We start from the raw sequence: 10314 nt of genomic DNA, 5'->3' as shown, positions 1-10314 counted from the left end.
GGGGGGGGGGGGGGGGGGGGGGGGGGGGGGGCGGGGGGGGGGGGGGGGGGGGGGGGGGGGGGTGGGGGGGGGGGGGGGGGGGGGGGGGGGGGGGGGGGGGGGGGGGGGGGGGGGGGGGGGGGGGGGGGGGGGGGGGGGGGGGGGGGGGGGGGGGGGCAGAGAACGGAAGCCAGCCGCCCACCCCTGGCCCCTCCCACCCCACCCACCCCCTCCCCACCCCAGCCCTCGCGCAGATGTGCGGCCGTTTTCCCGTACTGCGTTGCCTGAGCGGGGTGTTGGGCCTGCACGGGCAGTGTGCGGCGCTCTCTCCATGGTCACTGTCGGTCAAGGAGTGCGCCAGGTGAGTTAACTCGCAGGCCGATCGGGTTACCACTCCGATCCGCCGAGTTAGAGTGCCGTCGCAGGCGTCTTCCGGATGCTGACGTTCCGGAAAATACCGAGTGAAGCGAGATCGGGCCGGACGTCGAGGATGGGGCGGCCCTGGGAGACGCGCGCGACGCGGGAACGATCCCGCGACCGGGGCCCCCGTGCCCCATGGCGATCGGACCTGGGGGTTGACGTTGGCAGTCGTGAACGGTGAATCCGTTTCCCACCCCACCTTGATCGGATCGGTACAGCGTGCGCTGAGGCTGCTGGAGGCGGTCGGCGCGCACCCCGAAGGGGCGCCGGCCAAGCAACTCGCCCGGGAGGCCGGGCTGCCACTGCCGACGACGTACCACCTGCTGCGCACCCTGACGCACGAGGGTTATCTGCGCCGGGAGAACGGCGTCTTCGTGTTCGGTGAGGCCGCGGACTCCATCGGCCGCGCCGGGGCGCACCGCCGTCAGCGCCATCAACTCGCCGAAGCACTGGCCGTGGTGAGCAAGAAGTTGAACGCCGCTGTCTACTTCGCCGTCTACCGCGAGGGTGAAGTGGAGGTGCTGGCCGTCTCCAACGAGCCGGGCCGGCCGCCGGTCGAGGAGTGGGTGGACTTCCGCGCCACCGCGCACGCGCATGCGATCGGGCAGTGCCTGCTCGCCCAGCTCGACGAGGCAGCGCGTAAGGAACATTTGTCCCGTTACCCGGTGCAGTCGATAACCCCCTTTTCCGTACGAACTGAGGACGATCTGCTGCACCGTTTGGATACGGTGCGTCGTGGTCAGGTCGCGTATGAGCATCAGGAATATGCCCTCGGCACCGTATGTTCCGCGATTCCCATCCAGGTCGGCTCCGTGGTCGCGGCGTTGGCCGTTTCTCTCCCTGCCGAAGAACTGCACCGATTGCGCTCTGTCGCGGACCGACTACGGAAAATGGCGGAGGCGACGCTAACGACACTCGCCTTCTCTATCAGTATCTGAAAACTCACTCCTTGTGATCTGCTGGCACGTGACAGACGATGGCGTCAATAGGGCTACGGGGGACGAATCCCGGCCATCTCCGATCAAGTGCGGGGCAGTGGTTGATGACCGACACAGTTCAGGCAGAAGTGATCATGAGCTTCCTCGTCTCGGAGGAACTCGCCTTCCGGATCCCGGTGGAGCTGGACTTCGACAGCGCCGATCCGTACGCCGTACGCCTCACCTTCGACCTGCCCGGCGATGTGCCCGTTACGTGGGCCTTCAGCCGTGAGCTGCTGCTCGACGGGCTGAGCGGGCCGTCGGGGGAGGGTGACGTACGCGTCGAGCCTGCCTCCGGCGGGCATCTCAGCGACGTCTTCATCAGCCTCCAGGTCGGCGCCGAACGCGCGCTCTTCCGCGTCAGCGCACCGCCGTTGGTGGCGTTCCTCGACCGGACGGACCGGCTGGTGCCGCTCGGCGCGGAAGAGGTGTGCGACACCCTGGAAGCCGTGCTGGACCGCATCTTGACGGAGGCGTCCAAGGCGAGCTGACCCACCACCGCCCGGTCCTCCCCGGCCCTTTCGGGGCGGGCGCTGTCCCGGTGCGCCGGGCGGGTCCGTGACGAAGAGGGCGCCGGATCCTGCTCGCCCAGGGGATGGCGTGTCGGCCCGATGCCCGCTGCGCCGGTTTCCGCGCCGGTCGGCGGAGGTCAGTGGGCCGGTGCGGCCCCGGGCCGCGGCTCCGTCATGCCTTGCGGCGTCGGCCGCGCGTCCCACGCGACCCTCGTGTCGCCCGTGCGCCGCGCCGCGCTGCCGCCCGTCCCACGGTCGTGCCGGTTTCCGTCGCGCCACCCGTGCCCCAGGTGCCGTCCTCTGCTCCGCTCTCGTCCCCCGGAGCGGCCTGGGGCCTGCGGTCGGCCGAGACGACCAGCGCCGCGAGCAGTGTCGTCAGCGGTACCGATGCGACCAGACCGATGCTGCCGACCAGGGTCCGGACGATCTCCTCGGCGACCACTTCGCTGGTGGCGACCGTGCCCACGCTGCTCTGTGCGATCGAGAACAGCAGCAACAGCGGCAACGCCGCGCCCGCGTAGGCGAGTACGAGGGTGTTCACGACGGAGGCGATGTGGTCCCGTCCGATCCGCATGGCGGCGCTGTACAGCTTGCGCCGGCCCGCCGACGGGTCGGCCTCCTTGAGTTCCCACACCGCGGCGGTCTGGGTGACCGTCACGTCGTCGAGCACCCCCAGCGAGCCGATGATGATGCCTGCCAGCAGCAGTCCGCGGATCTCGATGCCGGGGTACAGCCCGTGCACCAGCCCCGTCGTGTCGTCCGTGTTGCCGGTCAGCAGTGCCCAGCCGATGAAGACCGAGCCGAGCAGCCCGATCAGCAGCAGCGAGGCGAGCGTGCCGAGCACCGCGACCGAGGTTCTGGCCGTCAGTCCGTGGCACATGTACAGCGCGATCAGCATGATGGCGCTGCCGCCGATCACCGCCACCAGCAGGGGATTTGATCCCTGAAGGATGGCAGGGAGGATGAACAGCGTCAGGACCCCGAAGCTCGCCGCCAGGGCGACCAGCGCCAGCACCCCGCGCAGCCGCCCGACGATCACGACGGCGCACGCGAAGATCGCGGCCAGCACCCACATGGGCAAGGTCCGGTCCACATCGCTGATCGAGTACTGCAGATCCTTGGGCGCCTTGGGGGAGTACGCGACGACGACCTCCTGCCCCGTCGTGTAGTGCCGCAGCGCGTCCGGTGTCACGATCGTCTCGAAGGTCCGGCCGGTGTTTCCGCCCGACGTGACCTCGACCGTCGCGCGTTCGCAGTGCTTTCCCCGCTCCGCTCCCCCGGTCGGCGGGCCGCCCGGAGTCGCCGGCTGTTGCTGCTGCTCGGCGTGCACGTCGGCGCAGTTGACCTCCTCCACCTTGGTCACCCTGGCCTGTTCGGTCGGCTGGTCGAAGCCGACGCCAGACGGCCGGTGATCGGGCGCGCCGCCCGGCCACAACACCGCGAGGCCGACCACCACGGCGGCGGCGAACGGGATCAGCACCGCGGCGATGACCTTGCGCAGATGCCGGGATACGGGCGAGGCGGGGCCGTGCCCGTGCGAGTGCGCATGGCCGTGGGAGTGCGTATGAGGATCGGTGCCGGTCACCGACCGATCATCGCAAGAAGCGCAGGGCCCCCTGTTCACCACGCCACATCGGCCGCTACCGTGGTGGCACCTTTGCAATCGCGGGAGCTCGGAGCACCGGGCTGAGAGGGCGCTGATCCTCGTCCCAGCGGCGTTTCACGTGAAACGCCCGTGGGCGGGAGCCGCTGCGTCGACCGCCGAACCTGTTACCGGGTAATGCCGGCGTAGGGAGTTGGGTCTCCATGACTCTGCAGGATGCACGCACGCCCGAAAACGGCGAGTCCGGCCAGGACGCCTCCGCCAAGGAGATCGGCTGGCACAAGGGCTACCTCACCGGATCCCGCCCTGACCTGCGGGTTCCGGTCCGGCGAGTGCACCTCACCAACGGCAAGGACGTGACGCTCTACGACACGTCAGGGCCGTATACCGACGCTCACATCGAAACCGACGTCCGCCGTGGACTGGCGCCGCTGCGGGAGAACTGGATCATTTCGCGGGGCGACACCGAGGAGTACGCGGGCCGCCCGCTGCGCCCCGAGGACGACGGCCTCAAGCACACCTCGCCGCGTGGCGGTCTGAAGAACCTCGACGCGGTCTTCCCCGGCCGGCCGCGGCAGCCCCGCCGCGGCCGGAACGGCGCCGCGGTCAGCCAACTCGCCTATGCGCAGCGCGGCGAGATCACCGCGGAGATGGAGTACGTCGCCCTCCGCGAGAACGTCACGCCGGAGTTCGTACGTGACGAGATCGCGGCGGGTCGCGCCGTCCTGCCGGCCAACGTCAACCACCCGGAGATCGAGCCGATGATCATCGGCAAGAACTTCCTGGTGAAGGTGAACGCCAACATCGGTAATTCCGCGGTCACTTCCTCCATCGAGGAGGAGGTGGACAAGATGACCTGGGCGACGCAGTGGGGTGCGGACACGGTCATGGACTTGTCCACCGGTCGCAACATCCACACCACGCGGGAGTGGGTGCTGCGCAATTCCCCCGTGCCGATCGGCACCGTTCCGCTCTACCAGGCGCTGGAGAAGGTCGACGGCAAGGCTGAGGAACTGACCTGGGAGATCTACAAGGACACGGTCATCGAGCAGGCCGAGCAGGGCGTGGACTACATGACGGTGCACGCCGGTGTGCTGCTGCGTTACGTCCCGCTCACCGCCCGGCGCAAGACCGGCATCGTTTCGCGGGGCGGTTCGATCATGGCTGCCTGGTGCCTGGCGCATCACCAGGAGTCGTTCCTCTACACGCACTTCGAGGAGCTCTGCGACATCCTCGCGGCCTACGACGTGACGTTCTCGCTCGGGGACGGTCTGCGTCCCGGTTCGATCGCGGACGCCAACGACGAGGCGCAGTTCGCGGAGTTGCGGACGCTGGGTGAGCTGAACACCATCGCCAAGCGGCACGGTGTCCAGACGATGATCGAGGGCCCGGGGCACGTCCCGATGCACAAGATCAAGGAGAACATCGACCTTCAGCAGGAGATCTGCGAGGAGGCGCCGTTCTACACGCTGGGCCCGCTGACCACCGACATCGCGCCCGCGTACGACCACATCACCTCGGGTATCGGTGCCGCGATGATCGCTTGGTGGGGCACGGCGATGCTCTGCTACGTCACGCCCAAGGAGCACCTGGGCCTGCCGGACCGTGACGACGTCAAGACCGGCGTGATCACGTACAAGATCGCGGCCCATGCGGCGGATCTGGCCAAGGGGCATCCCGGTGCCCAGGAGTGGGACGACGCGCTGTCCGACGCGCGCTTCGAGTTCCGCTGGGAGGACCAGTTCAATCTGGCCCTGGACCCGGCCACCGCGCGTTCCTTCCATGACCAGACCCTGCCGGCCGAACCGGCGAAGACGGCCCACTTCTGTTCCATGTGCGGGCCGAAGTTCTGCTCGATGAAGATCTCCCAGGACATCCGCCGGGAGCACGGCGGTGATCTGGCGGTCGACGTGGAGGCGGGCATGGCGGAGAAGTCGAAGGAGTTCGCGGCGGCGGGGAACCGGGTGTACCTGCCGCTTGCGGACTGACGCTCATCGTGCCGGAGTGCCCCCGGACCTGAGGACGGTCCGGGGGCCCGAGGCCGCCTCGACGGCCGGGACCGGACACGGCTAGCGTGACCCAGGTGCTGGAGAGACTGGAGATCGAGAGCTTCGTGATCCTGGCCGAGGAGCTGCACTTCGGCCGTACGGCCGAGCGGCTGAGGGTCACCAGGGCCCGGGTGAGCCAGACGATCCAGCAGGTGGAGCGCCGCGTCGGGGCGCCGCTCTTCGAGCGCACCAGCCGTCGGGTGCGGCTCACCCCGCTCGGCCGAGAGCTTCTCGACGACATCGAGCCCGGTTACCGCGCCATCATGCGGGGTCTGGCCAGGGCGCAGGCCGCTGCCAAGGGGATCGAGGGCAGCCTCACGGTGGGCTATCTCGGACACGCGGCAGGGGAGTTCGTCATGGAGGCGATCGACGCCTTCACCCGCCGGTACCCGGGCGTGGCCGTGCGGATCCATGAGACGCAGGTCAAGTCCATGTTCGATCCGCTGCGTGACGGTGAGGCGGAGCTGCTGGTCACCCAGTTCCCGGTCGATGAGCCAGACCTGGTGCGCGGTCCTGTGGTGCTGCGTGTGCCACGGATGCTGGCCGTACCGGCCAACCACGTGCTCGCCAAGCAGGACACGGTGTGCGTGGAGGATCTGGCCCGGGACCGGGTGTTCGCCTGCACCGGGCATGTCCCCGACTACTGGCAGGAGCATCTCGCCCCCTCCCGTACCCCCGAAGGACGGCCGGTCCTGCGCGGCCGGTCGGCGGCGACGCTGCAGGAGACCCTCGCCATGGTCGGCGCCGGTCAGGGCATCTCCCCCGTGGGCGCCGACGTTGCCGCGTACTTCGCGCCGCGGGGCGTCGCCTATGTGCCGTTCCGGGACGCCGAGCCATTGGAGTACGGACTGGTGTGGCGTGCGACCGGGGAGACCGCGCGGGTGCGCGCCTTCGCGGCCGTTGCGGTGGACAGGGCACGGGAGCGGACGGGCGGGACGGCGCGCAGCGCAGCGGAGTCGCTGCCGGCCGGACACGATCGGTAAGCCAGGCTTACCGATCATTGCGGAATCGGAGGCTGATCCGCACGCGCGCGGGCGGCAGTCTGATGCCATGTCCCATGATCTTTCTGCCGATTCGGCCACCTCCCGCGTCCCGCCTGCTCCCCTCCCCCAGGAGACGCTGCGGACCGCCCGTCCCCGGGCCTCGGGGCGTTCGGCGACTGCGGCGCTGCTCGCACTCGCACTCGGTGCGTTCGCCGTCGGCACCACCGAGGTCGTCATCACCGGGCTGCTGCCCGAGGTTGCCGGCGACCTCCGGGTACCCATTCCGACCGCTGGACTGCTGGTGTCGGGCTATGCACTGGGCATGGTCGTCGGGGCGCCGTTGCTGACCGCGCTCAGCACCCGGGTCGCCCACAAGCGGATGCTGCTGTGGCTGGTCGGCTTGTTCATCGTGGCCAGTGTGGTCAGCGCCCTCGCGCCGGGCTTCACCATCCTGCTGACCGGGCGGGTGCTGTCCGCGCTGGCCGGCGGCGCGTACGTCGGAATCGCCGCTGTCGTGGCGGCCGGACTTGTACCGGCGGAGCGGAAGGCCCGCGCCATCGCCTCCGTGTTCATGGGTCTCAGCCTCGCCAATGTCCTGGGTGTGCCCGGCGGCACCGCCCTCGGGCAGGCGCTCGGCTGGCGGGCCACCTTCTGGGCGGTGACCGCGGTCGGGGTCGCTCTGCTGATCGCGCTCACCGTGTTCGTGCCGTACGAGCCCGCCGCACAAGGCGCGGGCCTCCGTCGCGAATTGGCTGCCTTCCGGCGCGGCCGGGTCTGGCTGTCACTGGCCACGACTGCCTTCGGCTGGGCGCCCTTCCTGGCCGTCCTGACCTATGTGGCGCCGCTGTTGACCGAGGTCACCGGGTTCGGCGCGCGCACCGTTCCACTGATGCTGGTGTTGGTCGGCGTCGGCATGGTGATCGGCACCCCGCTGGCCGGCCGGCTGGCGGACCGGGCGCTGCTGCCCACGCTGTACGGGGCGCTCGCTGCCGTCTCGGTGACATCCCTGCTGCTGTTGGCGGCGGTGCACAGCGAACCGGCCATGGTCATCGGATTTCTGCTGTTCGGACTGGTCGGCGCCGCTGTCATCCCGCCGTTGCAGACATCCGTACTGGCCACTGCGCGCGGCGCCGACAACCTTGCCTCCGCCGCCAATATCTCCGCCTTCAACGTCGGTAACGCCGGCGGCCCTCTGCTGGCCGGCGCCGCCCTGTCCGCCGGCGCGGGCTACACCGCGCCCCTGGGCATCGCTGCCGCGCTGGGTGGAGTGGGCCTGCTGCTGGCGTGGGCGGCGGGGCGCGGTGCGCGGTCCGAGTCCTGAATCGCGCTGCCCGACCGCAATGATGATGCGGCGTCTCAGGGCAGCCCAGGCGCTGCCTCATGTGCCCGCACGCCCGCCCTACTGCGGCCGTTCCTCGGATCCGTCGTGGTCGGGGCCGGTGAAGTCGGGGCTGGAGTAGCGGGGGCGGGTGCCTGCCGATCCGGTGTCGGGGCTGCTGAAACGGGGACGGGAGTAGCCGAGGGACGGGATGCGGCTCTTGCGTACGCCGGTCCGGCCCGGGGTGTACGGGGCGGGGGTGTGGTCGGCGGCTGCCGCGAGGGTGTCGTGGAGGAAGGGCAGCAGGCCCTGTTCGACGAGGGCGCGGTGCCATGCCTCGCGCGCGCGGTCGAGGTCGTGGTGGCCGGTGGCCTCGCGCGGCGACGAGCCGTTGCGCAGGGCGGTGATCACCAGGCCGGCCATCGCGACCAGTGCCCCCGCCGCGGCCAGCGCGGCGAAGATCCAGCCGACGGTGATCAACGGCCGGGCGACGGCCTGTTCGGGGCTGATGGCGCTCAGGGCGTAGCCGATGAGGAGGAAGAGGACCGCCGCGATGCCCGCGAGGACCGGGGCGAGGACGGCGATCATGGCGCCGAGTCCCGCGCCGGCGGCTTCCGGTGCGCCGTCCGGGCCGGTGGCCGCGGCGGCGAACGGGTCCGCGGCGGCGGGGCTTCGGGCATCTTCGCCGTCGGCGGTCGCGGCATCGGCGGGCGCGCCGTCCGGGTCGCGCAGCCGGTCGCGCAGCCGTACGTAGTGCCGGTACTCGGCCGCGGCGTGGGCGGCGATGGTGGAGGTGGCGTCGAGTGCCAGCGTGCGCAGTTGCTCGGTGGTGAGGTGCTCGCTCGCTGCGGTGGCGAGATCCGGGCGGTGGGCGGCGGTACGCAGCGCTTCATCGAGGAGTCGCGCGAAGTCCTCGCGGTCCTCGTTGAGCAGATGCGGAGCGCTGTTCATGTGCATCCCCCGATGCTCCGTAGGGCCGTACGGGCCGACGATGGCCGGGCAGTTGGCGGAAACGGAGGAGAGCCTGCTACGGATAGCCCGATGGTAGAGCGCCTCCGGCACGGGGTGACAGGGGGTTTCCGGAAATTGGGCCCGGCCCTGAACGGAACCGTCCGGTCACGCCGTGCGCCGCCCGCCCGCCGACTTGGCTTTCACCTGCCCGGATAACGCTCAGTCAGTCAGGGGAAGTTGAACGACAAGCAATTTTCCGGCCATGGTGACCCCGCCGTCCATGGCGATGGCCAGCCCGTCGGCGTAGACGTGCGGCTCTTCGACGACGACGGGCTCGCCGTCGGTGTCCTCCGTGCCCACCTCGCCCAGGAGGTACGGGATCGGGCTGTGGCCGTGCACCACGCGCGTGCCGCCGTAGGCGTCCAGGAGCCGGCGTACGGCCTGCGCGCCGCATTCGTCACGGAAGGCGAAGCGCTTGGTGAACTTGCGGAACAGGTCCCAGACTTCGTCGGCCTCGCTACGGGTCAGCACGTCGTGGACGGTGTCGTTGACGGCTTCGATGGAGTCGCCGTATTCGAGGTAGGCGGTGGTGTCGGAGTGCACGAGCAGGTGCCCGTCCTCCTCCATCACGGCGTCTAGGCGGGCCATCCACTGGAGGTGGTGGTCCTCCAGGCGGTCCATGTCGGTCTTCTGGCCGCCGTTGAGCAGCCAGGCGGCCTGGAAGGACGCGGTGCCGGCGCCGGACTGGACGGGGGTGTCGCCGAACCGCTTGGCGCCCAGGAGCAGCAGTTCGTGGTTGCCCATCAGCGCCTTGCAGTACCCGCCGGCCGCGGCGGCCTCGGCGGACAGCTGCATGACGAGGTCGATGACGCCGATGCCGTCCGGGCCGCGGTCGGTGAAGTCGCCCAGGAACCACAGCCTGGCGTTGCCCGCCGACCAGCTGCCGTCGGCGTCGATCAGCCCTTCGGCGGCGAGGGCCTCGCGCAGCTCGTCGTAGTAGCCGTGTACGTCGCCGACGACGTACAAGGGGCCCGGCCCCTCGGCCGGTTCGCCGTCAGGTGCGGCCTCCGGGGCCGGTACGGGTCCGGCCGCCGGCTGGTCGATGAGGGTGTCGGTACGCCCTGGTGCGCCGACGACGGGGAGGTCGCGGGCGGTCGCGGTGTACTCGTCGGGCAGTTCCGTGGCGTGTGCGGGGAGCTGCGCCTGCGGTGCGGCGGGGAAGTGCGGGGGGACGGTGTCCGCCGGCGGTGCCACGGGTGCGCCGGGGGGCGGTCCTGGCGGCTGCGGGGACGCCGGAGTGTGTGCCGCCATGGTCCACGCCATGGGTCCTTGACCGGCCCCCTGAGTCATTGACCCCTCCACCATTGCGCCGCCGTGTACCTCTCGGACCTTTGCCTGGTCGACGGCGGTCCGCGGTGTCGTTCGCCCATCATAGGAACGCTGCTCGCGGGTTGTGACGCACCCGGGGGTGGTCAATCGACGGGAGCTCGGCGTTCCCTGCGGTTTTATCCCGAGATCACCCT

At 70.4% G+C, this 10314-nt stretch carries 8 protein-coding genes and 1 riboswitch; of the genes, 5 read left to right on the top strand and 3 right to left on the bottom strand.

Features of this window, described 5'->3' with window-relative positions; genetic code table 11:
* Window positions 1-560: 560 nt before the first annotated feature.
* Window positions 561-1337 (top strand): IclR family transcriptional regulator, encoded by a 777-nt coding sequence (locus ACIBK8_RS26695; protein WP_399044394.1) that lies wholly within the window; start codon window positions 561-563, stop codon window positions 1335-1337.
* Between the two features lie 104 nt (window positions 1338-1441).
* Window positions 1442-1867 (top strand): SsgA family sporulation/cell division regulator, encoded by a 426-nt coding sequence (locus tag ACIBK8_RS26690; protein ID WP_227050771.1) that lies wholly within the window; start codon window positions 1442-1444, stop codon window positions 1865-1867.
* A 193-nt stretch (window positions 1868-2060) separates the two neighbouring features.
* Here ACIBK8_RS26690 and ACIBK8_RS26685 read toward each other — a convergent pair whose 3' ends face one another.
* Window positions 2061-3473, bottom strand: coding sequence for a YibE/F family protein (locus ACIBK8_RS26685; RefSeq protein ID WP_399044393.1), 1413 nt, complete (start codon window positions 3471-3473; stop codon window positions 2061-2063).
* Between the two features lie 70 nt (window positions 3474-3543).
* Window positions 3544-3700: riboswitch (TPP riboswitch) on the top strand.
* On the opposite strand from ACIBK8_RS26685, the gene thiC reads away from it, so the two are divergent.
* The 3 genes from thiC to ACIBK8_RS26670 all read left to right on the top strand — a co-directional run bounded on the left by thiC (window position 3695) and on the right by ACIBK8_RS26670 (window position 7843).
* Window positions 3695-5479, top strand: coding sequence for a phosphomethylpyrimidine synthase ThiC (gene thiC / locus ACIBK8_RS26680; RefSeq protein WP_399044392.1), 1785 nt, complete (start codon window positions 3695-3697; stop codon window positions 5477-5479). It overlaps the preceding riboswitch by 6 nt.
* A 95-nt stretch (window positions 5480-5574) precedes the next feature.
* A complete protein-coding gene (locus tag ACIBK8_RS26675; protein WP_399044391.1) occupies window positions 5575-6522 on the top strand; it encodes a LysR family transcriptional regulator in 948 nt (315 codons plus the stop codon).
* Window positions 6523-6589: 67 nt separating this feature from the next.
* Complete coding sequence (locus ACIBK8_RS26670; protein WP_399044390.1) at window positions 6590-7843, top strand: MFS transporter; 1254 nt, start codon at window positions 6590-6592, stop codon at window positions 7841-7843.
* A 78-nt stretch (window positions 7844-7921) separates the two neighbouring features.
* On the opposite strand, the gene ACIBK8_RS26665 is transcribed toward ACIBK8_RS26670, so the two are convergent.
* Together ACIBK8_RS26665 and ACIBK8_RS26660 are read right to left on the bottom strand one after the other, a co-directional pair.
* Entirely contained in the window at window positions 7922-8797 is an 876-nt protein-coding gene (locus ACIBK8_RS26665) for a hypothetical protein (RefSeq protein ID WP_399044389.1), read from the bottom strand.
* 213 nt (window positions 8798-9010) lie between these two features.
* Window positions 9011-10114, bottom strand: a complete 1104-nt coding sequence (locus ACIBK8_RS26660) for a metallophosphoesterase (RefSeq protein WP_399044388.1) — start codon at window positions 10112-10114, stop codon at window positions 9011-9013.
* Window positions 10115-10314 lie beyond the last annotated feature (200 nt).

The sequence above is a fragment of the Streptomyces sp. NPDC050161 genome, from assembly GCF_044460025.1.
Lineage (GTDB): Bacteria > Actinomycetota > Actinomycetes > Streptomycetales > Streptomycetaceae > Streptomyces.
The sequence above is the reverse complement of the archived record's forward strand: the minus strand, read 5'-3'. Positions and strand labels throughout refer to the sequence as shown.

What these genes read in the sequence shown, in the direction of transcription:
- ACIBK8_RS26690 (WP_227050771.1), top strand. Translation starts at nt 1,442, where the DNA reads ATGACCGACACAGTTCAGGCAGAAGTGATCATGAGCTTCCTCGTCTCG.
- thiC (WP_399044392.1), top strand. Translation starts at nt 3,695, where the DNA reads ATGACTCTGCAGGATGCACGCACGCCCGAAAACGGCGAGTCCGGCCAG.
- ACIBK8_RS26670 (WP_399044390.1), top strand. Translation starts at nt 6,590, where the DNA reads ATGTCCCATGATCTTTCTGCCGATTCGGCCACCTCCCGCGTCCCGCCT.
- ACIBK8_RS26665 (WP_399044389.1), bottom strand. Translation starts at nt 8,797, where the DNA reads ATGCACATGAACAGCGCTCCGCATCTGCTCAACGAGGACCGCGAGGAC.
- ACIBK8_RS26660 (WP_399044388.1), bottom strand. Translation starts at nt 10,114, where the DNA reads ATGGCGTGGACCATGGCGGCACACACTCCGGCGTCCCCGCAGCCGCCA.